Source organism: Bradyrhizobium yuanmingense (genome assembly GCF_025200905.1).
Taxonomy (GTDB): Bacteria; Pseudomonadota; Alphaproteobacteria; order Rhizobiales; family Xanthobacteraceae; genus Bradyrhizobium; species Bradyrhizobium yuanmingense.
Genome location: NZ_CP104173.1, coordinates 6,213,697 through 6,239,419 on the forward strand (window position 1 = coordinate 6,213,697; position 25,723 = coordinate 6,239,419).

The 25,723-nt window shown below is 64.4% G+C and carries 24 protein-coding genes; 13 read left to right on the plus strand and 11 right to left on the minus strand.

Going from position 1 to position 25,723, the window contains the following annotated elements; all coding sequences use genetic code 11:
* Entirely contained in the window at positions 1 to 1,353 is a 1,353-nt protein-coding gene (hemN, locus tag N2605_RS28745; RefSeq protein WP_260344212.1) for an oxygen-independent coproporphyrinogen III oxidase, read from the minus strand.
* A 165-nt stretch (positions 1,354 to 1,518) separates the two neighbouring features.
* Between hemN and N2605_RS28750 the strand changes: the two genes are divergently transcribed.
* From N2605_RS28750 to N2605_RS28770, 5 genes are all read left to right on the plus strand, one after another.
* A complete protein-coding gene (locus N2605_RS28750) occupies positions 1,519 to 1,719 on the plus strand; it encodes a hypothetical protein (protein ID WP_035998787.1) in 201 nt (66 codons plus the stop codon).
* Between the two features lie 302 nt (positions 1,720 to 2,021).
* Positions 2,022 to 3,119, plus strand: a complete 1,098-nt coding sequence (gene nirK / locus N2605_RS28755) for a copper-containing nitrite reductase (protein ID WP_036022006.1) — start codon at positions 2,022 to 2,024, stop codon at positions 3,117 to 3,119.
* A gap of 58 nt (positions 3,120 to 3,177) precedes the next feature.
* Positions 3,178 to 4,056, plus strand: coding sequence for an SUMF1/EgtB/PvdO family nonheme iron enzyme (locus N2605_RS28760; protein WP_036022002.1), 879 nt, complete (start codon positions 3,178 to 3,180; stop codon positions 4,054 to 4,056).
* Between the two features lie 164 nt (positions 4,057 to 4,220).
* Positions 4,221 to 5,246 (plus strand): Fe(3+) ABC transporter substrate-binding protein, encoded by a 1,026-nt coding sequence (locus tag N2605_RS28765; RefSeq protein ID WP_035998784.1) that lies wholly within the window; start codon positions 4,221 to 4,223, stop codon positions 5,244 to 5,246.
* A gap of 67 nt (positions 5,247 to 5,313) precedes the next feature.
* Positions 5,314 to 6,948, plus strand: a complete 1,635-nt coding sequence (locus N2605_RS28770; RefSeq protein ID WP_035998781.1) for an ABC transporter permease — start codon at positions 5,314 to 5,316, stop codon at positions 6,946 to 6,948.
* Positions 6,949 to 7,029: 81 nt separating this feature from the next.
* Here the strand turns inward: N2605_RS28770 and N2605_RS28775 are convergent, their stop codons facing one another.
* The 3 genes from N2605_RS28775 to N2605_RS28785 are packed head-to-tail and all read right to left on the minus strand — an operon-like array spanning position 7,030 to position 9,063.
* Positions 7,030 to 7,665 (minus strand): GNAT family N-acetyltransferase, encoded by a 636-nt coding sequence (locus tag N2605_RS28775; RefSeq protein ID WP_260344213.1) that lies wholly within the window; start codon positions 7,663 to 7,665, stop codon positions 7,030 to 7,032.
* 21 nt (positions 7,666 to 7,686) lie between these two features.
* On the minus strand, positions 7,687 to 8,337 hold the full coding sequence (locus N2605_RS28780) for a CoA transferase subunit B (protein ID WP_035998776.1): 651 nt from the start codon (positions 8,335 to 8,337) through the stop codon (positions 7,687 to 7,689).
* Between the two features lie 18 nt (positions 8,338 to 8,355).
* Positions 8,356 to 9,063, minus strand: a complete 708-nt coding sequence (locus N2605_RS28785; RefSeq protein ID WP_035998773.1) for a CoA transferase subunit A — start codon at positions 9,061 to 9,063, stop codon at positions 8,356 to 8,358.
* A gap of 286 nt (positions 9,064 to 9,349) precedes the next feature.
* On the opposite strand from N2605_RS28785, the gene N2605_RS28790 reads away from it, so the two are divergent.
* The 4 genes from N2605_RS28790 (at position 9,350) to N2605_RS28805 (ending at position 14,621) form a co-directional block, all read left to right on the plus strand.
* A complete protein-coding gene (locus tag N2605_RS28790; RefSeq protein WP_260344214.1) occupies positions 9,350 to 11,233 on the plus strand; it encodes an AsmA family protein in 1,884 nt (627 codons plus the stop codon).
* A 188-nt stretch (positions 11,234 to 11,421) separates the two neighbouring features.
* Positions 11,422 to 12,807, plus strand: a complete 1,386-nt coding sequence (locus N2605_RS28795) for an ABC transporter substrate-binding protein (RefSeq protein ID WP_035998767.1) — start codon at positions 11,422 to 11,424, stop codon at positions 12,805 to 12,807.
* Positions 12,808 to 12,900: 93 nt separating this feature from the next.
* On the plus strand, positions 12,901 to 13,773 hold the full coding sequence (locus tag N2605_RS28800; RefSeq protein WP_035998764.1) for a carbohydrate ABC transporter permease: 873 nt from the start codon (positions 12,901 to 12,903) through the stop codon (positions 13,771 to 13,773).
* Positions 13,770 to 14,621 (plus strand): carbohydrate ABC transporter permease, encoded by an 852-nt coding sequence (locus N2605_RS28805; RefSeq protein WP_035998760.1) that lies wholly within the window; start codon positions 13,770 to 13,772, stop codon positions 14,619 to 14,621. Before N2605_RS28800 ends, N2605_RS28805 begins: the two co-directional genes overlap by 4 nt.
* A 116-nt stretch (positions 14,622 to 14,737) precedes the next feature.
* On the opposite strand, the gene N2605_RS28810 is transcribed toward N2605_RS28805, so the two are convergent.
* The 5 genes from N2605_RS28810 to N2605_RS28830 form a co-directional block, all read right to left on the minus strand.
* Positions 14,738 to 15,550 (minus strand): ABC transporter permease, encoded by an 813-nt coding sequence (locus N2605_RS28810; RefSeq protein WP_036041161.1) that lies wholly within the window; start codon positions 15,548 to 15,550, stop codon positions 14,738 to 14,740.
* 4 nt (positions 15,551 to 15,554) lie between these two features.
* The gene (locus tag N2605_RS28815) at positions 15,555 to 16,469 is read right to left on the minus strand and encodes an ABC transporter permease (protein ID WP_225126274.1); all 915 of its coding nucleotides are present in this window, start codon (positions 16,467 to 16,469) and stop codon (positions 15,555 to 15,557) included.
* On the minus strand, positions 16,466 to 17,638 hold the full coding sequence (locus N2605_RS28820; RefSeq protein WP_260344215.1) for an ABC transporter ATP-binding protein: 1,173 nt from the start codon (positions 17,636 to 17,638) through the stop codon (positions 16,466 to 16,468). Before N2605_RS28820 ends, N2605_RS28815 begins: the two co-directional genes overlap by 4 nt.
* A 169-nt stretch (positions 17,639 to 17,807) precedes the next feature.
* Positions 17,808 to 19,280 carry a glycerol-3-phosphate dehydrogenase gene (locus N2605_RS28825; RefSeq protein WP_225126276.1) on the minus strand — a complete coding sequence of 491 codons (1,473 nt, stop codon included), beginning with the start codon at positions 19,278 to 19,280 and terminating at the stop codon, positions 17,808 to 17,810.
* A 138-nt stretch (positions 19,281 to 19,418) separates the two neighbouring features.
* Positions 19,419 to 22,103 carry an EAL domain-containing protein gene (locus N2605_RS28830; protein ID WP_225126277.1) on the minus strand — a complete coding sequence of 895 codons (2,685 nt, stop codon included), beginning with the start codon at positions 22,101 to 22,103 and terminating at the stop codon, positions 19,419 to 19,421.
* A gap of 202 nt (positions 22,104 to 22,305) precedes the next feature.
* Between N2605_RS28830 and N2605_RS28835 the strand changes: the two genes are divergently transcribed.
* Positions 22,306 to 23,430, plus strand: coding sequence for an NAD(P)/FAD-dependent oxidoreductase (locus N2605_RS28835; protein ID WP_035998729.1), 1,125 nt, complete (start codon positions 22,306 to 22,308; stop codon positions 23,428 to 23,430).
* Between the two features lie 146 nt (positions 23,431 to 23,576).
* Here the strand turns inward: N2605_RS28835 and N2605_RS28840 are convergent, their stop codons facing one another.
* Positions 23,577 to 23,759 carry a YdcH family protein gene (locus N2605_RS28840; RefSeq protein ID WP_008546178.1) on the minus strand — a complete coding sequence of 61 codons (183 nt, stop codon included), beginning with the start codon at positions 23,757 to 23,759 and terminating at the stop codon, positions 23,577 to 23,579.
* Between the two features lie 330 nt (positions 23,760 to 24,089).
* Here N2605_RS28840 and N2605_RS28845 point away from each other — a divergent pair, with 330 nt between their 5' ends.
* The 3 genes from N2605_RS28845 (at position 24,090) to N2605_RS28855 (ending at position 24,917) form a co-directional block, all read left to right on the plus strand.
* Entirely contained in the window at positions 24,090 to 24,296 is a 207-nt protein-coding gene (locus tag N2605_RS28845; RefSeq protein WP_008546179.1) for a YdcH family protein, read from the plus strand.
* 128 nt (positions 24,297 to 24,424) lie between these two features.
* Positions 24,425 to 24,643 (plus strand): hypothetical protein, encoded by a 219-nt coding sequence (locus N2605_RS28850; protein WP_035998725.1) that lies wholly within the window; start codon positions 24,425 to 24,427, stop codon positions 24,641 to 24,643.
* 22 nt (positions 24,644 to 24,665) lie between these two features.
* Complete coding sequence (locus N2605_RS28855; RefSeq protein ID WP_036021965.1) at positions 24,666 to 24,917, plus strand: hypothetical protein; 252 nt, start codon at positions 24,666 to 24,668, stop codon at positions 24,915 to 24,917.
* Between the two features lies 1 nt (position 24,918).
* Here N2605_RS28855 and N2605_RS28860 read toward each other — a convergent pair whose 3' ends face one another.
* Complete coding sequence (locus N2605_RS28860; protein ID WP_225141194.1) at positions 24,919 to 25,626, minus strand: GGDEF domain-containing protein; 708 nt, start codon at positions 25,624 to 25,626, stop codon at positions 24,919 to 24,921.
* Positions 25,627 to 25,723: the final 97 nt, after the last annotated feature.

Consider the following 25,723-nt stretch of genomic DNA (forward strand, 5'->3'; position numbering starts at 1 on the left):
CTACACCGCCCGACTGTGCAACTGCTTGCCTGGATCCAGATGCGCATCGAACGCAGCGGCGACGCTGCGGACCAGGAAGCGCGAGTCCTTGGCGACAGCGAGTCGATCGCCCTCCACCCTCACGACGCCGTCGGAAATCAGCGGCTTCAGACGCGAGGCAGATTTCAGCATGGCGCCGGCCTCCGCGCCATGGCGCGCGCAGATGTCACCGAGATCGGCACCGAACTCGCACATGATGCGTTCGATAATGTCGGCGCGCAGCCGGTCGTCATCGGTGAGGCCATAACCCTTCGCGGTGGCGAGGCGGCCGGCAGCGATGCTCTGCGAATAGGCGCCGATCTGCACCTCGTTCTGGACATAGCCCTGCGGCAGGTGCCCAATCGCGCTGGCGCCGAAGCCGAGCAGGACTTCGCTCCGGTCGGTGGTGTAGCCCTGGAAGTTGCGCCGCAGCGTGCCCTGCTCGAACGCCACGGCCATGGCATCGTCGGGCCGCGCGAAATGATCGAGCCCGATCTGCACGTAGCCGGCCTCTTTCAAGGCATTGGCGATGGCGCAGGCCTGGTCGTGGCGCGCAAGGCCGTCGGGCAACACGCCTTCATTGATCATGCGCTGGTGCTTCTTGAAGGATGGCACGTGAGCATAGCCGAACACCGAGAAGCGGCTGGGTGAAAGCGCGAGGCTGCGTCGCACCGTCTCCAGGCACGAAGCCACTGTCTGGTGCGGCAGTCCGTAGATCAGGTCGAAGTTGACACCCTCGATCCCGGCGCCGCGGAGCATCTCGACCACGGAGGCCGTCTGCGCGAAGCTCTGCACACGGTTGATCGCCCGCTGCACCACCGGGTCGAAGCTCTGCACGCCGAGGCTCGCGCGGTTGACGCCGGAGAGCCGCATCGCCTCGACCATGTCCGCGCTCAATGTACGGGGATCGATCTCGACCGCGATTTCCGCCGAGGGCAGCACGAAGAATTCCTGGCGCATCGTCGCCATCAGCTCGGCAAAGGCGTCCGGCGCCATGATCGTCGGCGTACCGCCGCCGAAATGAATGTGCTCGACCTTGATGCGGTGGCCGATGGTTTCGGCCGTCAGCGCGATCTCTCTGCGTAGCGTCCGCTGGTAGCCGGCGATCAGTTCGTCGCGGCGGACGATCTGGGTATGGCAGCCGCAGTACCAGCACATCTCGCGGCAGAACGGCACGTGCAGATAGAGCGAGGCGCTGGCGGCCACGGGCAGCTCCGCCAGCCAGCGGGCATAGGCGTCCGGACCGATCGCGGGCGTGAAATGCGGTGCGGTCGGATAGCTGGTATAGCGTGGCAGGCGTTCCTCGCCGTAGATCGCCGCAAGATCAGCTCTCATAAGTTACCCATTCGTAAATGCCCGCCGCGCGCGAGACATCGCGGCAAATCACGGAATGAATTCAAATAACCCGGATCGGCGGACGCGGCTTTGCGCTCGCGCAAAGCGCGGATACCGGTTCCCGGCCATGGTGAGAAAAAATCGCGGCCATCCGGAGCGTTCGCCATGAGGCTTTTCGCACTCGAACTCATTCTCTCCCTGCTCGACGTCCGCGGCCATATCCCGCGTTTCGACGACTTCCGGCCGGCCCCGGCCGCGCCGGCCCCCGCCGGCGCGGTGCGCGCCCTGGCGGCCGCGATCGCCGTCTTCGTCGCGCTGTCATTGGCGATCTGGGGATTGGTCTGGCTCGCCGTGAACCTGCTCTGAACGGACGCGCCTTCGCCAAGGCCTGTCTTGCGATCTCGTCCACGCGCATGAGCGGGGCAACCGAGATCGTCATCCAGCTTGAACATGCAAACGAGTTGCCGCTGAGTTGACGCTCGGCCTCGATCGGCATCGCGCCTGCGGACGCGGTGAGTTGCCATCGCCGATCCCGCTCCTTCGAGAAATCTAGGTCATGTTGCCGAACGCGAATCCGGCGGAAGCTTGTCGCAGCACAAACACGCTTGCCGCAATCGGCGCACACTGCACTCCGTCATCAAAACCATTTCAGATGAAGGATGCTTCCGATGTTCACCCGCAGAGCCGCATTGATCAGCGCCGCCGCGACCGCCCTGATGTTGGCGATCCCGGCTTTCGCCGCCGGCGATCTCAAGCTGCCGCGTCAGAAGGTAGAGCTGGTCGCTCCGCCCTTCGTGCACGCGCACGAGCAGGCCACGACACAGGGCCCCAAGATCGTCGAGTTCAGGATGACGATCGAGGAGAAGAAATTCGTTATCGACGACAAGGGCACCACCTTCCAGGCGATGACGTTCAACGGCTCGATGCCGGGCCCGCTCATGGTCGTGCACGAGGGTGACTATGTCGAGCTGACGCTAGTCAATCCCGCGACGAACACCATGCCGCACAACATCGACTTCCATTCCGCGACCGGCGCGCTCGGCGGCGGCGAGCTCACGCTCATCAATCCCGGCGAGCAGGTCGTGCTGCGCTGGAAGGCGACCAAGACCGGCGTGTTCGTGTATCACTGCGCACCGGGCGGCCCGATGACCCCCTGGCACGTCGTCTCGGGCATGAACGGTGCCGTGATGGTGCTGCCGCGTGAGGGGCTGAACGACGGCAAGGGCCGCGCGCTGAAATACGACAAGGTCTACTATATCGGCGAGCAGGACATGTACGTGCCGCGCGACGAGAAGGGCAACTTCAAGTCCTACGAATCGCCGGGCGAAGCCTTCACCGAGACCGAAGAGGTGATGAAGAAGCTGACCCCGACCCATGTCGTGTTCAACGGCAAGGTTGGCGCGCTCACCGGCAAGAACGCGCTCACCGCGAAGGTCGGCGAGAACGTGCTGATCGTGCACTCGCAGGCCAATCGCGACAGCCGTCCGCATCTGATCGGTGGCCACGGCGACTATGTCTGGGAGACCGGCAAGTTCGGCAACGCGCCCGAGGTCGGGCTCGAGACCTGGTTCATCCGCGGCGGCTCGGCGGGAGCTGCGCTGTACAAGTTCCAGCAGCCCGGCATCTACGCCTATGTCACGCATAACCTGATCGAGGCGGCCAGTCTCGGCGCCACCGCGCACTTCAAGGTCGAAGGCAAGTGGAACGACGATCTGATGATGCAAGTGAAGGCGCCTGCCGAAATACCTCCTGCCAGCACCAACTAGACGCGACGAAGGGGCCGGTCATCGCCGGCCCCTTTTTTCCTTCTGCGGAGGAATGATTGTGCTGATCGCATTCAAGCTCAAGCTGGCACTTGCCTGCGCGGCCGGGCTTGCGGGGCCGCTGGCCGTTGCGCCTCTGGTCTCGGAGCTGACAATGCGCCATGCCGTCGGCGAGCCGGCCTTGGTCGAGGTCGCCCCGGGCAGCTTCGCCTATCGCGAGGCCGGCGATTTCACCCGCGGCGGACAGCAGGCGGAAGCGCCGATGCGCACCATCCGGATCAACCGGCCGCTGCGCATCATGCGGAATCAGGTCGCTTCATCGGACTATCAGCATTGCGTGCAGGATGGCGCCTGCCGCGCACTCGATCGCGACGTGGCAATCGCCCCCGATCGTCCCGCAGTGCAGGTGAGCTGGCACGACGCCGAGGCCTATGCAGGCTGGCTGTCGCGCAAGACCGGCCATCAATACCGCCTGCCGAGCGACGAGGAATGGGCCTTTGCCGCCGGCTCCAGATTCCGGGATGACGGGGTACCGGTCGATGCAAGCGACCCTTCGAAGCGCTGGATCAGCCGCTATGAGCGCGAATCCGAACGCGACCTCTCCGACACCACGGCTCATCGCTTCGGCAAGTTCGGCCCGAACGAGCATGGCGTCGAAGACCTCGCCGGCAATATCTGGGAGTGGACCGCGACGTGCTTCGTGCGCTCGCGTGTCGATGATTCCGGCAATCCCGGCCGCGCGACCGTGAATTGCGGCGTGCGCGTCGCCGAGGGTGCGCACCGCGCCTATGTCACCGACTTCATCCGCGACGCCCGTGCCGGCGGCTGCGCCCAGGGCGTGCCGCCCGCCAATCTCGGCTTCCGCCTGGTGCGCGAGGAGACGTCGTGGCTGGCCAGCGTCTCGCAGCGCCTGAGCAAGATGAGGCCGGCAGGATCATAGGGCGCCAATTATTTCCCATGACCGTCGCTTCAGTATTAGAATGAGTCTAAAAGATACTTTGGAATTGCTCTAAGCTTATGCTCTCGCGACATCGCGTCGCTAACGTTGGCCCCCCGCCTGCGCTACTCAATCGGCGTTCAATCTCGCGCCTGGGAGCAGCCCTTATGATCTATCTTCGCGTCCTCGCCGCGTCTGCGGCGGTGTTGAGCCTGACCACGTCTTTCGTGTCGGAGGCCGCCGCCAATGGCGAGGTCAACGTCTATACCTACCGCGAGACCAAGCTGATCCAGCCGCTGTTCGATGCGTTCACCAAGGACACGGGCATCAAGGTCAACGTCGTCTCCGCAAGCTCCGGTCTGGAGCAGCGCATGAAGGCGGAAGGGGCCAACAGTCCGGCCGACGTGCTGCTGACGGTGGACATCGGCCGCATCGACGAGGCCGTGCAGGCCGGCGTCACCCAGCCGATCAAGTCGGAGGCGGTCGACAAGGTCGTGCCGGCGCAATATCGCGATCCGGACGGACACTGGGCCGGCATCTCCATGCGCGCGCGCGTGATCTATGCCTCGAAGGATCGCGTCAAGCAGGACAAGATCACCTATGAGGAGCTCGCCGATCCCAAGTGGAAGGGCAAGATCTGCATTCGCTCGGGCCAGCACATCTATAACAACGCGCTGTTCGCGGCCTACGCGGCCAAGTACGGCGAAGCCAAGGCCGAGGAATGGCTGCGCGGCCTGAAGGCCAATCTCGCGCAGAAGCCGTCGGGCGGCGATCGCGAAGCCGCGCGTGACGTCGCCGCCGGCAAATGCGATATCGGCATCGGCAACACCTATTACTGGGCGCTGATGATGAACAACGATCCCGAGAAGAAGCCGTGGGCGGAGGCGACCCGCGTCATCCTGCCGACCTTCGAGGGCGGCGGCACCCACGTCAACCTCTCCGGCGTGCTGCTCGCCAAGAACGCGCCCAACAAGGCCAACGGTACCAAGCTGATCGAGTGGCTCGTCAGCGAGCAGGCGCAGCAGATGTATGCCGACCAGAACTACGAATATCCGGTTCGGAGCGGTGTCGCCGTCAATGCGACCATCGCCGGCTACGGCAAGCTCGTCCCGGATCCGTTGCCGATCGCAAAGATCGCCGCCAACCGCAAGGCTGCGGCCTCGCTGGTGGACAAGGTCGGCTTTGACAACTGATCTCTGGCGGCCCACGTCTATCGAACTGCTGGAAGCTACGAGCACACGGCCTCGATCGAGGGGCCGTGTGCGGGCCGGTCGCGCCGCAACCGCCATCGCGATCGCAACCGCGGTCCTGGTCGCGGCGCCCGTGATCTCGATCGTTTCGCTGGCTTTGCAGCCGGCATCCGATGTGTGGCACGACCTGATCAACTACGTGCTGCCGGCCGCCCTTCTCGACACTGCCCTTCTGCTCGTCGGGGTCGGCGCGGTCACACTTTTGATCGGCGCCGGCACTGCATGGGTGATGTCGCGCCACGATTTTGCCGGCCGGGGCATGCTGCTGTGGCTGATGCCGCTGCCGCTGGCGATTCCGACCTATCTTGCGGCGTACGTCTATGCCGATCTGTTCGAACCGCTGGGCCTGGTGCATCGCACCCTGGCGACCTGGCTGCCGCTGGGCGATGCCCTCGGCCTTCTGCCCAACCTCCGCTCGCTGCCGGGCGCCATCTTCGTGATCGGGCTCGTGCTCTACCCTTACGTCTATCTCTCGGCGCGTGCGACGTTCCAGGTTCAGTCAGCCGAATTCGCGGAAGCGGCCACGACGCTGGGCGCCGGCCGATGGACCATCTTGTGGCGCGTTTCACTGCCGATGGCGCGGCCGGCGCTGGCGGTCGGCGTGGCGCTGGTCGCGCTGGAAACGCTCAACGACATCGGAGCCAGCGAATATCTCGGCATCCGCACGCTGACGGTCTCGATCTTCACCACTTGGCTCAACCGCGGCAGCCTTGCCGGTGCAGCGCAGCTCGCATGCCTGATGCTTGCGATCGTCGCCGGCCTGATCGCGATGGAGCGTTACGGCCGTCGCAACGCCAGCATCGAATTCTCGGCCGAAAGCCCGCATGTGAGGCGGCGAACCCCGCTGTCGGGCGCAAGAGCGTCGATCGCGTTCGCGGTCTGCGTGCTGCCGGTGCTGATCGGTTTCGTGGTCCCGCTGCTCTATCTGGCGCATCAGGCTCTCGGCCGCGGCCTGCTTGCAAATTTCGACCCGCTGCTGTGGCGCCACACCTTCCATTCGTTTGCCTTTGCAGGGCTCGCAACGCTCATGGCCTTGATGCTTGCGCTCGCCACGACGATCGCGCATCGCTTGCGGCCGGATCCTCTGCGATATGTCGCGCTGAGCATCGCGCAGGCCGGATACGCGCTGCCGGGTCTCGTCATCGCTCTCGGCCTGCTCACCCCGGTCCTGGCGGTCGACAATGCGCTGAGCGCGGTCGCGACCTGGACCGGACGTTCGCTTCCGGGGCTGGTCCTGGTCGGCTCCGGGATGGCCGTCGTGATCGCCTACACGATTCGTTTTCTGGCTGTGCCGGTCGGCATGATCAAGGCCGGGTTCGACAGCATTCCGAGCGACTATGACGAGAGCGCACGCGCGGTCGGCGCCGGCCAGGGGGTCATGTTGAGGCAGATCTATCTGCCGTTGCTCCGGCCCGCGATGCTTGGCGCCGTCATCATCATGTTCGTCGACTGCCTGAAGGAGCTGCCGGCAACGCTGCTCCTGCGGCCCCTCAACGTCGAAACGCTGTCCACGTCAATCTACCAGTACGCAAGCCGCGGCAATTTCGAGGACGGCGCGCTCGCGGCCCTCCTGATCATCGCGGCCAGCATCGGCCCGGTTGCCTGGCTAACCCGGTTCTCCGAGGTGCCGAGCGGCCCCGCTTGAAGGGGCACATCGTCCGCACATTCATGGCGCTTCGACCAATTGATAGCAAACGCTTGGTTGTCGCCGGCGCCTGCAACCTGCTCAAATCTTTCGCGCGAACATGCGAAAACCGGGCGCGCCGATGATTGCCTCGAAATTCGGGTCGCGCTTCTCTTCCGCGAAGACAAAACCCGCCTTCGCGTAGGCGCGCTCGGCCGGCTCGTTGCCGATCAGGAACGATATCCTCGCCCGGGCAAACCCAGCTGCGCGCCCTTTGTCCAGCGCATGCGCGATCAACGCCTGCATCAAGCCACGACCACGATAGGCAAGGTCGGTCGCGACATGCTCGATCATCCAGTCGCCCTCGCCGCCCTGGACCCAGCAAGCTCGCGAATAGGCACCGCGCTGGCGGATGGCGTCGAGCTCTGACGCCGTCAGCCCAATGGAGAGACCGACCTCTTCGACCGCGCGCCATGCCGCCGGTCCGGTGCCGGCTGCCGGCACGGCGCAAAGTGCAGCAGCGGGCTTGCCATCAATCTCGGCGACCAGGAACTGCGAAAAATGCCACATCGACACCGCCCGTGCGACGGCGACGCGCGCGACGAAAGCGAGGCACTCCGCTTCCGGCCAGCCGAGCGCCACGTCGAACCAGCCGCGCGGCCGGTGGCCGCGCATCGAATTCAGGATGGTTTGTGCGATGAATTCGGCATCTTCGGGACGCGCGGACCGTATCGTCATGCGCGCCCCTTTACGACGACCCTACGTGTTCTTCAGCGCGACGCGGAATTCGGCTTCGGTCTTGGACTTGATCTCGTCGAGCGTGACGCCGTCGGCGAGCTCGATCAGCGCCATGCCGCCATCGCCGTGCTTGTCGATGGTGAAGACGGCAAGATCAGTGACGACCATGTCGACGACGCGCTCGCCGGTCAGCGGCAGATTGCACCTCTTCAGGAGCTTCGGGCCGTCCTTGGCCGAATGCTCCATCACCACCACGACGCGCTTGACGCCTGCGACGAGATCCATCGCGCCGCCCATGCCCTTGACCATCTTGCCGGGGATCATCCAGTTGGCGAGATCGCCGTTCTGGGCCACCTGCATGGCGCCGAGGATCGAGAGATCCATGTGGCCGCCGCGGATCATGCCGAAGGAATCCGCGCTCGAGAAATACGAGGTCGACGGCAGCTCGCTCACCGTCTGCTTGCCGGCGTTGATGAGATCGGCGTCTTCCTCGCCCTCATAGGGGAACGGCCCCATGCCGAGCATGCCGTTCTCGCTCTGCAGGGAGACGTCCATGCCATCGGGGATGTAGTTCGAGACCAGCGTCGGGATGCCGATGCCGAGATTGACGTAGTAGCCGTCGCGCAATTCCTTCGCGGCGCGCGCGGCCATCTGTTCACGGGTCCAGGCCATGTGAGTCTCCTGTTGCGCTTAAGCGGCAGTACGCGGGCGGGTGTTGCGGAATTCGATGCGCTTCTTGGCCGTGCCGACCTCGACGATGCGCTTCACGAAGATGCCGGGCGTGTGGATGTGGTCGGGATTGAGTTCACCGGCGGGAACCAGATGCTCGACCTCGGCCACCGTGATCTTCGCGGCGGTCGCCATCATCGGGTTAAAGTTGCGCGCGGTCTTGCGGTAGATCAGGTTTCCGGCGGTGTCGCCCTTCCAGGCGTGCACGATGGCGAGGTCGGCGAACAGGCCGCGCTCCATCAGGTACTTCTCGCCGTCGAATTCCTTCACTTCCTTGCCTTCGGCGATCAGCGTGCCGACGCCGGTCTTGGTGTAGAAGGCCGGGATGCCGGCGCCGCCGGCGCGGATGCGCTCGGCCAGCGTGCCCTGCGGATTGAATTCGAGTTCCAGCTCGCCGGCGAGGTATTGCTGGGCGAACAGCTTGTTCTCGCCGACATAGGACGAGATCATCTTCTTGATCTGGCGGGTTTCGAGCAGGCGGCTGAGGCCGATGCCGTCGACGCCGGCATTGTTGGAGACCACGGTCAGGCCCTTGACGCCGGAATCCCGGATCGCGTCCGACAGCTCCTCGGCAATGCCGCAGAGGCCGAAGCCGCCCGACATGATCATCATGTTGTCTTTTAGAATGCCTGACAGCGCCGACTTGGCGTCGGGATAGACCTTGTTCATGCAAAAAACCTCGACTGAACCTTGGGCTGGCGGGCGTCGCGCCTCATTGGCGGCGATTATTAGGCGAAATCGTCCGAAGCCGTCAATGATACGGGGTTCTCCGCTCCGCCCCCGGGTGATAGAAGCTGCCCATGCCGTGGGCATAACCGCGCAGCGGCCTTGAAAGCGTCAAGAAAACCCATCAAGTTGCGGTACTTAACACCATAGGATCTGGGCGTCGGCACAGACGTTACGCGCCCGCCCTTCTGGCTCCAACGACCAACCCGATCAGGACATGCCATTGACCATGGCCCAAGGAATGAAGCGCCTCGGGACGCCGATCGCGGCGCTGCTCGGCGTCGCGCTGATCGCCCTGATCGCGACCTCCTGGCTCATCAACCGCGACGCGCTGCGCAAGGCGGTCGAAGCGCAGATCCGCGACGTCACCGGGCTCGAGCTCAATGTCGCAGGCAGCATCGAGATCTCGGTGCTTCCGGCGAGCTACATCTCCTTCCGCGACGTCGGCCTCAAGGGCGGCGGCACGAGCGCTCCCGCGCTCCAGGTCGACGTGCTTACCGCGAATTTGCGGCTGCTGCCGCTTCTGCTGCAGCGTTTCGAGATCGCCGACCTGACGCTGCTGCGGCCGCGCATCCACGTCAGCCTGAAGCCGGACGGCGAGAGCAACTGGACGCCCTTCATCCAGACCATCGCACGCACCATGAAGCCCGGGGCCGAGAACCAGGTCTCGTTCTCCGAAATCCGCATCCAGGACGGCGTGCTCGATTACGAGGACGTTGCCACGCGTGCCAACGAGAAGCTCGAGGACATCGACCTGTCGCTGGCCTGGCCTTCGATCTCGCGCTCTTTTGCCGCGACCGGGCAGTTCGACTGGCGCGGCGAGCGCGTCGACGGCTCGATCAGCTTTTCCGATTTCGTCGCCGCCCTCTCCGGCGACCGCTCCGGCCTGAAGGCGCGCATCGCCAGCGCGCCGCTCAAGCTCGCCTTCGACGGCAGCGTCGCCAATCGCACCAGCGCGATGATGGAGGGCACGCTCACAGTGGACAGCCCGTCCTTGCGCAACGCGCTGCGCTGGACCGGACAGCCGCAGCCCGGCAGCGGCGGCTTCGGCCGCTTCGTGCTGAAGGCGCGCGCCAACGTCGTCGGCGCCTCGATCGCGCTCACCAATGTCAACGTCGAGCTCGACGGCAATGCCGCCGAAGGCGTCATGACCTACGCCAATAACGGCCGGCAGACGCTGCAGGCCACGCTCGCCGCCGACGCGCTCGACTTCACACCTTATATCTCGACGTTCCGCCTGCTCGCGAGTGGGGCGCGCGACTGGAACAGGCAGCTGTTCGACCTCCAGGGATTGTCGACCACCGACCTCGACATGCGCCTGTCGGCGGCCAAGCTGACGGTCGGGCCCACGCGGCTCGGCCGCACCGCGATCGGCGCCAATTTGCGGAATGGCACGCTGGCCCTCTCGGTCGGCGAGGCGCAGGTCTATGGCGGTATCGCGAAAGGCTCGTTCGGCATCGCGCGGTCCGATACGGTCGCCGACATCAAGGCGCAATTCCAGTTCACCGACGTCGATCTGCAGGCCTGCGCCACCGAGCTGTTCGGCCTCAACAAGCTGTCCGGCCGCGGCAACATCAACGTCTCGCTGTTCGCCTCGGGCTCGAGCCCGTTCGGCCTCGTGCAGTCGCTCGACGGCAGCGCCACCGTGACCGGGCATAACGGCGCGATCGCGGGCTTCAATGCCGAGCAGCTGCTGAAGCGGCTGGAGCGGCGGCCGCTGTCGGGCGGCGGCAATTTCCGCAGCGGCTCGACGCCATACGACAAGCTCACGATCGCCGTGAAATTCTCCGACGGCATCGCAACCGCCGAAGACATCCGCATCGAAGGCCCGGCGGCCAAGATCACGCTGACCGGCACCGCCTCGGTGCCGGCCCGCGAATACGACATGAAGGGCGTGGCGAGCCTCAACACGGCGTCCGGCTTTCAATTGCCCTTCATGGTGCAGGGCCCCTGGGACGATCCCCTGATCTTCCCCGATCCCGAAAGCCTGATCCGGCAGTCGCCGGCGGCGTCTCCCTTCCTCGATCTCCTCAAGCAACGCATCACGGGTGGAAAGCGCCCGGAGGGATCGCCGACCGCCGAAAATGCGAAAGAGGGCGCGAAGTCGAACTGACGATTGTGCGCCGTGGAGCGCGCGCGAATTGATCCCGGTGAATTGATGCGGCGATTGGATCGATGCGCGCATGATGCATCTCCGACGCGCTACGACCTTGGTCCGACAAGATGCGTTGATTGCGCTACCACCATGCGCTAGTGTTTTATACGACCGGTTAAAACACCGGCCGTTTGAGGGAGAAAAACGTGAAATCCAAGGTTATTGGCGCAGTTTCATTGGCGGTCGCTGCGGTTGGGCTGTTTGCCGCCACTGCGCCCGCATTTGCACAACAGAAGACGATCACGGTCTGGTGGGTCAAAGGCTTTTACAAGTCCGAGGACGAAGCGCTCGCCGAGACGATCAAGAAGTTTGAAGCCAAGACCGGCATCAAGGTCGAATTGTCGCAATACGCGATCCAGGACATGATTCCGAAGACCGTCGCAGCGCTCGATGCGGGCACCGTGCCCGACGTCGCCTATTCCGACAGCTACGACGTGCAGGTACAGGGCAAGTGGGCCTATGAGGGCAAGCTCGAGGACCTCACCGACGTCATGGAGCCGATCAAGGGCCGGTTCGTGCAGAACACGCTGGACGCCTCGATCCTCTACAACGACGTCGCCAAGAAGAAGGCCTATTACGGCTTCCCGCTGAAGCAGCAGAGCATGCACGTCCAGATCTGGAACGACATGCTGGAGAAAGCCGGCTTCAAGCAGAGTGACATCCCGAACGACTGGACCGGCTACTGGAGCTTCTGGTGCGACAAGGTGCAGCCGGCGATCCGTAAGGCCACAGGCCAGCGCATCTATGCCGTCGGCCAGCCGATGGGCGTGGAATCCACCGACTCGTTCCAATCGTTCTACACCTTCATGGACGCCTACCACGTCAAGCTGGTCGACGACGACGGCAAGCTGCTGGTGGACGACCCCAAGGTCCGCGACGGCCTGATCAAGGCGCTGAAGGACTACACCGACACCTACAGCAAAGGCTGCGCCCCGCCCTCCGCGACTACCTGGAAGGACCCGGACAACAATGTCGCCTTCCACAACAAGACGATCGTGATGACCCACAACTTCACGATCTCGATCGCAGCGAAATGGTACGAGGAATCGCAGAACCAGAACCTCACGCCGGAACAGCGCGAGGCCGGCAAAAAGGCTTATGAGCAGGACATCGTCACGGCGTCCTTCCCCAAGGCTCCCGATGGCTCGACCATCAAGTATCGCTCCGACGTCAAGACGGGTCTGATCTTCACCGCGGCCAAGAACAAGGCCGAGGGCAAGCAGTTCCTCAACTTCCTGCTGCAGGAAGAGAACATCCGTCCCTACATCGAGGGCGCGCTCGGCCGCTGGTTCCCGGTGACGAAAGAAAGCCAGGAAAGCCCGTTCTGGCAGGCCGACAAGCACCGCAAGGCCGTCTACACCCAGTTCAAGGGCGGCACCTCTCAGTTCGACTTTACCAGGAACTGGAAGTTCACGATCTTGAACAATGAGAACGTGTGGGCGAAGGCGATGAACCGCGTCGTCAGTGAGAAGGTTCCGGTCGACAAGGCGGTCGACGAACTCATCGCCCGCATCAAGCAGGTCGCGGGCTGAGTCGTCCGCCGATCTCTCCGCGTTGCGGGGGAGAGTGCAACAACAACACCGGCCGCGTCTCGCGGCCGGCTTCTCTTTGAAGAGTCCGAAAGAATGGCGATCACGCTCTCTGGCGATCAGGCAATACCCGGCCCGCCCCTGTCGTCGCGGCTGACCCCGGCGCAGGTCTGGGGCATCCTCCTGCTAACACCTTATCTGCTCGTCTTCCTTGCCTTCGTCGTCTATCCCGTCTGCTACGGGCTCTGGCTGGCACGCGATCCGGCAAACTATGTGGCGCTATATCACGACCCGATCTTCGCGCGCGCTGCAATCAACACGCTGATCTTCCTGGTCGTCGGCATCAACATCAAGATGATGATTGCGCTGTTCCTGTCCGGCTTCTTCGCGCAGCAGCGCACCTGGATCAGATGGCTGTCGGTGATCTTCATCCTGCCCTGGGCGGTGCCGTCGATCCCGACCATCCTGTCGGTGCGCTTCATGCTCAATCCCGAATGGGGCATGGTCAACCATTTCATCTTCTCCCTGACCGGCGATGACGGTCCGAACTGGCTGAACGACCCGACCGTCGCGCTCTGCATGGCGATCGCCGTGCACATCTGGAAGTCGCTGCCGTTCTGGACGCTGATCCTGATCACCGGGCGCCTTGCGATCTCGCACGATCTGTTCGAGGCCGCCGAGGTCGACGGTGCCAGCTGGTGGCAGAAATTCCGCTACATCACCTGGCCGTCGATGCAGACGCTCTACGTCACCTGCACGCTGCTCTCGATGATCTGGACGCTGGGCGATTTCAACAGCGTCTACCTGCTCACCGGCGGCGGACCTGCCGACCTCACGCACGTGCTGGCGACGCTCGGCATCCGCTATCTTCGGCTCGACCAGCTCTCGCTCGCGATGGCATCCATCGTCTGCGCGATGCCGTTCGTCCTGCCACTGGTTTACTTCATGATGAAACGGTTGTCGCGATGAAGCTTCCCTCCCTCCGTGACGTCGCGACGGAAGCGCGGCTGCTGCTGATCGGCATTCCCGTCTTCCTGTGGACGATGATCCCGATCTACCACATGTTCCTGTTCGCGATCTCCCCGAAGGAGGACGCGTTCTCGGGCAAGCTGTGGCCGGACCATCCGACGCTGCACAACTTCGAAATCGTGTTCAAGCAGCAGCACTACTTCCTGCGCGACTTCTACGCCCAGTTCTGGAATTCGACGCTGATCGCAGTCTCCGTGGGCGTGCTCACGCTGTTCATCGCGACCGCCGCGGCGTTCGCGATTTCGCGATTGAAGGTGCCGGGCGGCCGCGCCGTGCTGAACCTCGCGCTCTTCACCTATTTCATTCCGGCGGCGTTCCTCGCGGTCCCGATGTATCGCACGATGGGCAATTACGGCCTGCTCAACAATCACTGGTCGCTGATCCTGGCCATGGTGACGATCGCCTCGCCTTACGCGATCTGGGTGCTGAAGCAGGCCTCGGACAAGCTGCCGGTGGAGCTGGACGAAGCCGCGGTGATGGACGGCGCCACCACGCTGCAGATCTTCCGCCTGGTCTATTTGCCGCTGATGATGCCCTCGCTGGTCGCGATCGGCACCTATGCGGTGCTGCTGGCCTGGAACGAGTATCTCTACGCGTTCCTGCTGCTGTCGAACGACCGCGACATCACCCTCCCCGTCGCGCTCGGCAACTTCCTCGCCGCCGACGACTCGCCTTGGGAGCTGCTGATGACGACGGGCTTCATCTACGCGCTGCCGCCGGCCGCGGTCTATTACGCCTTCCGCCGCTACATGGTGGGCGGGCTCACGGCGGGTGCGGTGAAGTCGTAAATAGGCTGTCATTCCGGGATGGTCCGAAGGACCAGACCCGGAATCTCGAGCTTCTCAGGTGCGCTATTCCGCACCATGGTTCAATGCTGCGTATCGCTCCGGAGTGACGCTCTCCTCTACAGCGGCGCCGCGCTCTCGCCCTGCGAGCTCGACAGCTTGGAGGCGAGCGAAGCGATCACGATCACCACCGCGATCAGCGCGATCACCAGCGTGCAGATCGCGTTGATCTCGGGCTTCACGCCGAGCCGCACCTCCGAATAGATGCGGATCGGCAGCGTCGCCGAGCCTGGGCCCGTGGTGAAGCTCGCGATCACGAGATCATCGAGCGACAGCGTGAACGCCAGCATCCAGCCGGCGACGATTGCAGGGGCGATCAGCGGCAGCGTTACGGCAACGAACGCACCGACGGGATTGCAGCCGAGATCCATCGCCGCCTCCTCCAGCGAGCGATCGAGCGAGCCGAGGCGCGACTGCACGACCACCGTGACGAAGCACATGGTGAGCGTGGTGTGGGCGATCGTCACCGTCCAGAAACCCCGCTCGGCGTTCAGCGCAACGAACAGCAAGAGCAGCGACAATCCGGTGATCACCTCCGGCATCACCAGCGGTGCGTAGAGCATGCCTGAGAACAGGGTGCGACCACGAAAGCGTTCACCGCGCGACAGCGCCACCGCTGCGAGCGTGCCGAGCAGCGTCGCGATCGTCGCGGAGGCGACAGCGACCCGCAGGCTCATCCAGGCCGCCTCGATCATGGCGCGATCGTTGAACAACTCATGATACCAGCGCAGCGACCAGCCGCCCCACACCGTCACCAGGCGCGAAGCGTTGAAGGAATAGAGAACGAGGATCAGGATCGGCAAATAGAGGAACGCCAGCCCCAGCGCGAGCGAGGCGATGTTGAAGCGGGACAGGCGGGAGACCTTGCGCATCGCGCTATCTTCCCTGTTCCAGCTGCCGCTTCTGCAGCCGCTCGTACAGCAAGAGCGGCACCAGCAGCACGACCAGCAGCACGATCGCGGCAGCCGAGGCAACCGGCCAGTCCTTGTTGGTGAAGAATTCGAGCCACAGGGTCTGGCCGATCATCAGCGAATTGGAGCCGGCCAGAAGGTCGGGAATGACGAACTCGCCGACGATCGGGATGAAGCACAAGAGCACGCCGGCGCCGACACCGGGCAGCGACAGCGGGAAGGTGACGAGCCAGAACACCCGCCAGGGCGGCGCGCCGAGATCGGCAGCCGCTTCCTCCAGCACCGGCTCCATCTTGGCGAGCGTCGCGTAGAGCGGCAGGATCATGAACGGCAGATAGGAATAGACGATGCCGATATACATCGCGGTGTCGGTGGAGAGCCACACCACGGGCTGGCTGAAAAGATGCAGCGCCAGCAGGACCTGGTTCAGCAGGCCGTCGTGCTGGAGGATGTTGATCCAGGCGTAGATGCGGATCAGGAACGAGGTCCAGAACGGCACGATCACCAGCACCATCGCCACCGCCTGCCAGCGCTGCGGCAGCCGCGCCATCCCGTAGGCGATGGGATAGCCGATCAGGAGCAGTAGCGCGGTGGCCGTGAGGGCGACGGTGAGGCTGCGGACATAGGCGAAGACGTAAATGTCGTCGGAGGCGAGCAGCTTGAAATTGTCGACCGAGAGCGCAGCGAACGCTGCCTTCAGCGCGTTCCATCCCGCCGTGAGGTCGAACACCGGCTCGTAAGGCGGCTGCGCGATCGCGGTCTGCGACAGGCTGATCTTGAGCACGAAGCCGAACGGCACCAGGAAGAACAGCACCATCCAGACATAGGGCGCGATGGCCGCGAAGCGCGCCGGCTTTGCGAAGATGCGGCGCGAGCTCATGATTGCAGCACCACGCAATCGTCGGGCGTGAACCAGGCGACGACATGCTGGTTCAGGCTGTAGGCGTCGACATCCAGCCGCGCGCTGTTAGCGACCGACGCCTGCAGCATCCCGCCGGTGTCGAGCTTCACCTTATAGGTGGTGGTGCCGCCGAGATAGCAGATGTCCGCGATCACGCCCTCGAGGGTGTTGATCGCCGTCTCACGAACGGCCTCGTTGGCCGGGCCGCGGCGCGACAGCTTGACCTTCTCGGGGCGGATCGCGACCGCCAGTTTTCCGGTGCCGACCGCCTCACGCGGCTCGGCCACCACCAGCGCCCCCGCATCGCGCGTGCCGATGACCAGACGATGACCGTCGCGCAATTTTGACTCGCCGTCGAACAGGTTGATGTCGCCGACGAACTCGGCGATCCAGCGCGAGCGCGGCGCCTCATAGAGCTCGCGGGGGTTCGCGACCTGGGCGAGCTTGCCTGATTTCATCACGCCGATCCGGCTCGCCATCGTCATCGCCTCCTCCTGGTCGTGGGTGACGATGATGAAGGTCATGCCGAGCCGCCGCTGCAGTTCCATCAGCTCGGCTTGCGTGTTTTCGCGAAGCTTCTTGTCGAGGGCTGCGAGCGGCTCGTCGAGCAGCAGGAGTTGCGGGCGGCGCGCCAATGCGCGGGCGAGCGCCACGCGCTGGCGCTGACCGCCGGACAACTGGTCCGGCTTGCGCTTCTCCAATCCCTCGAGCTTGACCAGCGCCACCATCTCCGCGACGCGCGTGGCGATGTCGGCACGCGGCATGCCGGCGCGCTTCAGGCCGAAGGCAATGTTGTCGCGTACCGACAGATGCGGGAACAGCGCATAGTTCTGGAACATCATGTTGATCGGGCGCTCGTGCGGCAGCGCCTGCGCGATATCCTTGCCGCCGAGCAGGATACGCCCCTCGTCCGGCGCCTCGAAGCCCGCGAGCATGCGCAAGAGCGTGGTCTTGCCGCAGCCGCTCGGGCCGAGCAGCGCGAAGAACTCGCCGGCCTTGATATCGAGCGACACGCCGTCGACGGCGCGGAACGTGCCAAAGGTCTTGGCGACGCCCTCGATGCGCAGCAGCGGCTGGCCGGGCGCCGGGCATGCGTCCCCGCCAGCCGCTTCAGCCGCAACGTTCATCCCGGGCAATTCTTCCGCCATGGTCCCTGCCAACCCCGATTCCGCCGCACGCTAGCGGCCGATCGTGTTTAGCTCAACCGGTTCGGGGAAAACTTACATCGCGCCGCCGTAGCCCGGATGGAGCGAAGCGGAATCCGCGGCTGTTCGCCGGCGCAGAGACTCTCCCGGATTTCGCTTCGCTCCATCCGGGCTACACCAGTGACCGGCTCAGATCTGCCATGAACGCCGCCAGCGCGTCGTGGTCCGCCGCAGGCATTGTCAGGCCCAGCTTGGAACGGCGCCACAGAACGTCATCCGGAAAACGCGCCCATTCGTGGGTCATGAGATATCGCACCTCCGCGCCGGTCAGTTCGGGACCGAAGGCTGGGCCAAGCTCTTTGCGCGTCCTTGCTTCACCGAGCACGGCCGCCAATCGCGAGCCGTAGGCCGCGACCAGGCGCTGGGCTTCCGGCTCGGACAGAAAGCGCCAGCGCTCGCGTGCGAGGTCGACCTCGGTGTCGAAACGATCCCAGGCGAAATCTCCACCTGGCAGCGCTGCGCCGGCGGTCCAGGGCGGCGACATCGGATAGAACGGCGTCAGCCTCGTCACCGCCCGCTCGGCGCGCCGGCGCGCGGTGGTGAGGTCGCCGCCGAACATCGTGATCAGCGGTGCCTTGCGCCGGCGCGCGTGGAACAGGGTTGTGCCCTCGCGTTGCCGCGCGGACGCCGGCCTCAGATTGACGCCGCAGACCGTCCGGACCACGTCGGTCGGGGCGACGCGCTCGCGGAAGTAGCGGCTCGCCGCTTCGCAGAGATAACCGACATCGGCCCCTCGCACCGCCACGATGGCGGGGTCGCCGGTGAAATCGTGCGTGACTGTGCCGATCAGCGTGAACGCGCGCTCAAACGGGCTTGCGAAGATCAGTCGGCCGTCGCTGTTCTGGAACACGTAGACATTGTCTGAATCGAACAGCCTGGGCACGATGATCTGGCTCATCTGCATGGCCGTGGCGGCGGGCTGCGGCTGGCGCAGGACGGTCTCCGCGACGATCGAGGTCCAGCCGCCACTGGTATTGGCCAGCGCCCTTGCTGTAACGGAGCGGCGGTGGCCGCGATCGACCACGGCGAGCCGCCAGATGTCGGTTCGGTCGGCACGCACGCAGCGCGCCCCGGTCCGGATCGTCGCACCACGCTCGGCGGCGTCCAGCGCCGTGAGCACGACAAGGCGGGAATCGTCGACGATACAGTCCGAATATTCGAACGCCGTGCCGAACGGGCGCTTCAGCGCGTTGCCGACCGGGTGATGGGTGATGTCGAGGGTCGTCGATCCGGGCAGGCCGCTCCGGCCGGCGAGGACGTCATAAAGAAACAGGCCGGCCCGCAGCAGCCACGGCGGACGCTCGTCCACATGTGCAGGAATCACGAAACGCATCGGCCGCACCAGATGCGGCGCGATGGCGAGCCAGGTCCGGCGCTCGGCCAGTGCCCGGCGCACCCGCCAAAAGCCGCGGCGCTCCAGCACCGAGAGATCGCCGTGGATCAGCCGCGGTGTGGCCGACGACGCCGCGCCGCCGAGATCGCCCTGCTCGAACAGGATCACCCGCAGGCCGCGGCCCGCCGCATCGCGGGCGAGGCTGACGCCGTTCAGGCCGCCGCCGATGATCGCGAGGTCGTAATCCGCCATGAAGCCGTCGAATGGGAGCGAAGCACTCCCATCCACTAGAGCGATTTCCGTTCCGATGAAATCGGAACGGTGGCTCTAGATTCATATTCTGACGCGTTTTCTTGACGCGAGCCGCTGTCCACTTCGCTCGAAAACGCTCTAACCGGTCTTCAGCGCAAGCTCCATGGCTTCGGCGCGGCCGACGAGCCCGGCATATTTGCCGATCGGCAACGGCTTGCCGAGCAGATAGCCCTGCACCCCGTCACAGCCTTCCTTGGCGAGGAAGGCGAGCTGGTCGAGCGTCTCGACGCCCTCGGCGATGATCGACATTTCGAGGCCGTGGCCGAGGTCGATGACGGCGCGCACGATCGCCGCCGATTGCGGGTTGCGGCCGAGATTGATGATGAAGGCGCGGTCGATCTTGATCTTGTCGAACGGGAACGCCTGGAGATAGCTCAGCGAAGAATAGCCGCTGCCGAAATCGTCCATGGAGATGCGCACGCCGAGCGCCTTCAGGCGGCGCAGCAGCGCAAGGCCGCGATCGAAATCCTCGATCAGAACACCTTCGGTGATCTCGAGCTCGAGCCGGCCGGGTGCGAGGCCCGTCTCGATCAGGATCGAATGGACGAGGCCGACCACGTCGCCGTGCATGAACTGCGCCGGCGACAGATTGACCGCGACCTGCAGCGGCTTCGGCCAGGACGCCGCCTCGCGGCAGGCCTCGCGCAGGATCCACTCGCCCATCTCGACGATGAGGCCGCTCTCCTCGGCGATGGGAATGAATTCGGCCGGCGAAACCTGGCCGCGCACCGGATGCTGCCAGCGCGCCAGCGCCTCGAAGCCGATGATCTCGCTCTCGGCGACGCTGTGGCCCGCGGCCCCCTGCGGCTGGAAGGCGAGCGAGAGCTCGCCGTTCTTGACCGCCATGGAGAGGTCCTGGTGCAGCACGCGGCGGTCGCGGATCTGCTGGTCCATCTCGGGCTGGTAGAGGCTGATCGTGCCGCGCGACTTCTGCTTGGCGCGGAACAGCGCCGCGCCGGCATTGGCGAGCAGCGAGGCGCCATCGGTGCCATTGTGGGGAAAGACCGACATGCCCGTGGTGATGCCGGCGCGGACCGGGCGGCCGTCGATCTGGAAGTCCCTCGCGACAGCTTCGCCGATCTGCTGCGCCAGCGCGAGGCCCGCCTCGGGCTGCTTGCCGTCGATGATCAGGCCGAACTCGTCCCCGGACAGGCGCGCCACCACGCCGCCGCGTGCGGAATCCTGCAGCCGATGGGCGACCTCGATCAGGAGCTTGTCGCCCAGCGCATGGCCGAAGACGTCGTTGACCTCCTTGAGGCCGTCGAGGTCGACGCAGAGCACGGCGAACTCCTCGTCCGTGCCCTCGCAAGCCTCGATCATCTGAGTCAGCGCCTGCAGGAAGGCCGCGCGATTCGGCAGATCGGTGAGGCCGTCGTGATAGGCCATGTGCGCCATGCGCGACTCGGTCTGCCGGCGGTCGGTGACATCCTCGTGGGTCTTGATCAGATATTGCGGCTCGCCGGCATCATTGACCACGGTGGCGCGGCGGGTGAGGAACAGCCGCAGGCCGTTCTTGGTAGAGATCGGATGCTCCTCGGTGATCATCCCGCGCTTCTTGATCGCGGCCTCGTCGCGCGCGACGATCAGCCTGGCTTCCTTGGCGTTGAAGATGTCGGACGCGGTCAGGCCGGTGGCTTCCTCGCGCCTGCGGTTGAGGATCGTCTCCGCGCTGCGGTTGGCGAGCAGATAGCGGCCGTCCTTGACCTGCTCCACGATCAGCGCAACCGGGATGTTGTCGACCACGAGCTCGAGGAACTTCTTGGTGCTCTCCAGCTCCTGCGACAGCGAGCGGCGGTCGGTGATGTCCTCGAACAGGATGAGCAGAAATTCGGGCTTGTTGCTCTCGTTGCGGACCACGATCCGGATCGAGGCGACCATGCGCCGCGCGCCGGCACGATCCACCTCGAACTCATTGCGGTGCTGGCCATCCGGCGAATTGAGCGCGGCCTGGTCAGCGGCCTCGATGCTGGCCGCCGAGGCCGACGCAAACAGCTCCCGTGCATTCCTGCCGACGGCGAAGTCCCGCGACAATCCCCAGAACTTCTCATAGGCGCTGTTGGCGAAGATGTAGCAGCCGTCCTCGATGTTCTTGGCCGCCACGCAGGCCGGCACATGATCGAGCACCGATTCCAGGAACTGCTTGGTGGAGGCGAGCTGCCGCGACAGGTTGCGCTGCTCGGTGACGTCGAGATGGGTCGCCACCGAGCCGCCGTTCGGCAACACGAAATACTTCACCAGGATAGCCCGTCCGTCCGGCAGTTCCGTGGTCAGGCCATTGGCGCTCGATGCCTTCCGGTAAAATTCGTCATCGGTGACGCCGAGCACTCCGCGCTCGCGGCGCAGCCTCAGGATGTCGCAACCGGTCATGTTGGGCCGGAGGTCGGATCGCGTCAGGCCATAGATCTCGAGATAGCGGTCATTGCAGAAGATGACGCGGCGCTGCGCATCCGTCATCACCACGCCCTGGTTGAGGTTGTTCATGGCGGAGGAGATGAAGGCGTTGCGACGCAGCTGCAAACGGCTGGACCGGCGCAGCGAGGAATGGATCCACAGCCCGATCGCGGCGAGGAACGAGCAGACCACGATGCCCGCGATGAGGGCTTCCCAGATCACGCCGGGATCAAGCCTGGTGAGATCGCCCGGAACGGCAAGGCTGTCCGATGCCGCAAAGGCGCGCGCAGGCGCGCCCGTAACGGCCAGGCATAGGAGGGCGTGCACAGCAATCCAAAGCGTGCTGCCCACGTGCCAGTTCTTCTCAGCCATCAGCCACCCGCGATTTCAACGTCGGATTGTCTGGCTTCGCGGGTTTGGATCGGGTAAACGCCTGTGGGCACAACAGAATAATGTGACATAAAATGCGGCAATTGCCCTGACATGATAAACGACTTCTTAACGGAAGCCCCGCCTGCGCCGCCGCATCCGGACCGTGCGCCACCGGTGCTTCCAACTGGTATCCTGCACAACCATGGATAGGGTCGATTGCGTCGTCATCGGAGCCGGCGTGGTCGGGCTCGCGGTGGCCCGGAAGCTCGCCCAGGCCGGGCGCGAGGTGATCGTGCTGGAGGAAGCCGAGGCGATCGGCACCGTCACCTCCTCGCGCAACAGCGAGGTGATCCATGCCGGCATCTACTACCGGGCCGGGAGCTGGATGGCGCGCATGTGCGTGGCAGGCAAGCACGCGCTGTACCGCTACTGCGCCGAGCGCGGCATCCCGCACAAAAATTGCGGCAAGCTGATCGTCGCGACCAGCCCGAAGGAGACCGAGAAGCTGCAATCGATCAAGGCGCATGCCGAGGCCAACGGCGTGCTCGACATGCAGCTGCTCTCGGGCGAGGCCGCACGCGCGCTGGAGCCGGCGCTCGCCTGCGACGCCGCGCTGCTGTCACCGTCGACGGGCATCATCGACAGCCATTCCTACATGCTCTCACTGCGCGGCGAAGCCGAGGACGCCGGCGCAGCTTTCGCGTTTCACACCCCGCTGATCCGTGCCAAGGCGGCGGCCGGCCTCATCGAGATCGATGCCGGCGGCGAGGCACCGATGACGCTGCAATGCAACCTCCTCGTCAACGCCGCGGGGCTGTCGGCAACGCATGTGGCGCGCAACATCGACGGCATGCCGCTGGACCGGATTCCGCCGGCCTATCTCGCCAAGGGAAACTACTTCAGCTGCAACGCCAAGGCGCCGTTCTCGCGTCTGATCTATCCGGTGCCGGAGCCCGGCGGCCTCGGGGTGCACTTGACGCTGGACATGGCAGGACAGGCGCGCTTCGGGCCTGACGTCGAATGGATCGAGACGATCGACTACGAGGTCGATCCGTCACGCGCCGAGCGCTTCTATCCCGCGATCCGCAAATACTGGCCGACGCTGCCTGACGGCGCGCTGATGCCGAGCTATTCGGGCATCCGCCCGAAGATCGTGCCGCCGGCCGTGGCCACGCAGGATTTCTTGATGCAGGGCCCGCGCGATCACGGCGTTGCAGGCCTGATCAATCTGTTCGGCATCGAATCGCCGGGACTGACGTCCTCGCTCGCGATCGCCGATCACGTCGCCGAGCTCGCAGATATCGACAGTGTTTCGAGAAGCGGATAAGTGTGCGCGTCGAGAGCCACGGGTCCAAGCAAGAATGAGCGCCGCACAACCGTGTTGCACGGTACACACCTTGCAGCAGGGATGAGCACGGATGCTCTCATCCCTGCGTGAAGGACGTGATCAACTCTACACTGTCACGGGGGTTACTAGTGGAGCGTGTCGCCAGATTGCTTCAGACGCTCGATCTGGTCCTTGACCATCAACTTCCGGCGCTTCAACTCAACAATTTGCAGGTCGTCTGTTGAAAGGTGCACGAGAGCTTCGTGCAATTCGTTTTCGAGAAGTTTGTGCTTCCGTTCCAATTCAACGAGATGTGCCTGAATTGTCATTCGAAACCTCCTCGGTAGGGTTGAACCTTTAGGATTCGATCCGGACAACCAAGTCTACATCACCGATTCGTCCTGTCGATGGGTATCCGTCGTTGCAGCGTCATTTTTGAAAGTTCATATGTAACGAAGCGTGACTAAGGGAACCACGCCGGAAAAATCCATGATATCAATACGCCCACGCACCGCCGCAGCTCCCTGCAGAAATATGTTGCTGGAGATCGGGGACGAGGGATCGCAGATCGCTTGCGATCACGCGGCGCAAGGACGATAATTTCCACAGGGCATCCACAGCCCGGATCTCACGCCTATCGGTTTTCGGCCACCGCAGACATGACCAATGAAGATGAGCGTGAGCTCGAAGCCGAGCTCACCCGGTTGCAGCAGGAACACCGAGATCTCGATGCGGCGATCGATGCATTGCATCAATCGCCCGCCCCCGACCTGTTGCGGTTACAGCGCCTGAAGAAGCGCAAGCTGTTGTTGCGCGACCGCATCGCGTTCATCGAAGACCAGATCACCCCCGACATCATCGCCTGACCGTGAGCCGGTCTTGCGCGGCGCCCCGCCGCTTCCGAATCCGCTTGACTCAATAAGAACAAAATAGGAACATTCGCGGGCGCCCCACCTCAGAGAACGCTCAAGGACAACACACGAGGACAACGCAGATGTCGGCAACCGCCCTTTTCGACAACAGCCATTACGAACAGGCCTGCGATCAGGCGATCGCGATGTGCGACGGCAATCTGCGCAGCACCATCAAGGCGCTGATCATGGCCAACGAATATCTGGAAGCCGAGCTGGAGGAATTGCAGGCGGCGATTTCAGCCGGCTGCATTCCGGAGATCTCGCGCAGCAAGATGCGGAGCAAGAGCAGCGCCGCATAATCTTCAACCTTGGAGCAACGCCATGTCGGATGTGACCTATTACGTTGCAATGCCCTTCTTGATCGATGACGACGGATCACCCGTCGCAGGCGCTGCAGAGGAGTGTCAGTCCTCGACGGCGGCGCTGCGACGCGCAGAGATGCTGGCGCGCGGCGCCGGCCATATCGGCGCGATCGCGTTCAGCCGCAGCGGCGATCCCATGACCGGCGAATTCGGCGACGCGACGCTGCTGCGCAAGTTCGGCAACGTGCCGGAAGATCTTGCCACCCTCTAGACTAGCGCTCGCCGCCGACCAGCCTGATCCGCGGCTCGTGCCGGCGGCTCGCCTTGCGCACATACATGGCGGCATCCGCCTCCTCCAGGGCGCGGCCTGCAGCGGATTGCGGACCGAGCAGCGCGACGCCGGCCGAGGCGCCCGCGGCCACGTGCTGGCCGCGAAAAACGAATGACAATTCGTCGATCGCCTGCTCCAAGGCCGCAGCCTTGACCTTCGCATCGGTCTCGCTGAGATTCCAGAGCAGCAGCGCGAACTCGTCGCCCCCGAGCCGGCCGACCACGTCGGAGGCGCGGACCTGTCGCGTCAGCGTGGCGACAATCGCCTTGAGCACCTCATCGCCGGCGGCATGACCGAAGGAATCGTTGATCGGCTTCAGCCGATCGACGTCGAGCACGATCAGCGCCCCGCTGGCGCGGTAGCGCTTCATATAGGCGATGGCGCGCGCGAGCTCGCGCTCGAAACCGCGCCGGTTGGGAATCCCGAGCAGGAAATCGGTATCGGCGGCCGCCTCGAGCTCCGAGATCCGCAGCAGGGCCGCCTTGAGCTTGCTCCTGAGGCCGCGGATGATCGCCTTGCCGTCATCGGCAGCCGGCGCTCTGCGCAAGGCCGGTTTGGCCGCGCGGCTCGAAACGGCTTTGGATCGGGCGGCGCTCATGTTCCGGCCCTTTCTGGCCTTCGCAGGGCTCGCCCTTTTCGGTTTCTTCATGGGCATCCTGCTCAATGAAGGCTTGCGGGGATTCACCAAGACAGGATAGTGGATTCCCTTCTCCTTGCCACCGCCTTGCGAGCCGCCGGCCGGAATC